Source organism: Paenibacillus planticolens (assembly GCF_013141725.1).
Classification (GTDB): domain Bacteria; phylum Bacillota; class Bacilli; order Paenibacillales; family NBRC-103111; genus Paenibacillus_E; species Paenibacillus_E planticolens.
Window position 1 is genome coordinate 1 of the sequence record NZ_WHNZ01000060.1, and the last position, 860, is coordinate 860.

The window sequence follows — 860 nt, forward strand, 5'->3', positions numbered from 1 at the left end:
GGTGAAGATGGTACATTCGGCGGTACGGCTAACGCAACTCGCGATTTGCTTTTGACAGGCGCTTATGAAGCGAAACAACAATATGTACCGGCTGGTAAAGTTTCTGTAACAGAAGCGAAAGCAACGGGCGTATATAAAGCAACAGTTACCTTTAACAAACCGGTAGACACAGCAAAAGCAACAGTGGCTTTGACAAAAGGAACACAAACTGTTTCCGCAACAACAACATGGTCTGAGGATAAAAAAGTAGCAACACTAACAACAGATACAAGAATTGGTGAAGGCGAGTATACAGCGACTGTATCCGGTCTTGATGCAGCAACCGTAGATAAAACAACAGCAACATTCAAGGCGCAAGATGAGCAAGTGACTAAAATTGACTTCGTAAACGCTGGCGACACCGTAGCATACAGCAAAAATGCGGTTATCAAGCTGAAAGCTGTCAACCAATACGGAGAAGCCGTATCGATGGGCACATCCAGCTTCACAGCGCTCGTATCCGGCCAAGCGCCAGCAAGCTTCAAGAAAGATGCGGATGGCAACCTCGTCATCACAGCTGACGTGACGGGCTCTGGTATTTCCCAAGGCAATGGTATCGTTCCAGTAACAGTTTACTTCAACAACAGTGACGTAACGGTATCCAAAAACTTCAAAGTCGGTACAGTGCCGATTTTGAGCAAAATTGAAACTGGGAATGTAACGTACTCCAATGGCGGTACGAAATTGGCTGCTGCTGACGAAACAGCTTCCATCGGACTCAACATGTTTGACCAATATGGTAACCCAATCGTTGAGGGTCAATTCACGAATGGTGAAATCAACGCAAGCAACATCAACCCAGTTATTACACCATACGAGCA

At 45.8% G+C, this 860-nt stretch carries 1 pseudogene; it reads left to right on the forward strand.

Annotation, left to right across the window (positions count from 1 at the left end):
• Positions 1-860: pseudogene (locus GC097_RS35475) on the forward strand (S-layer homology domain-containing protein); the annotation flags it as partial.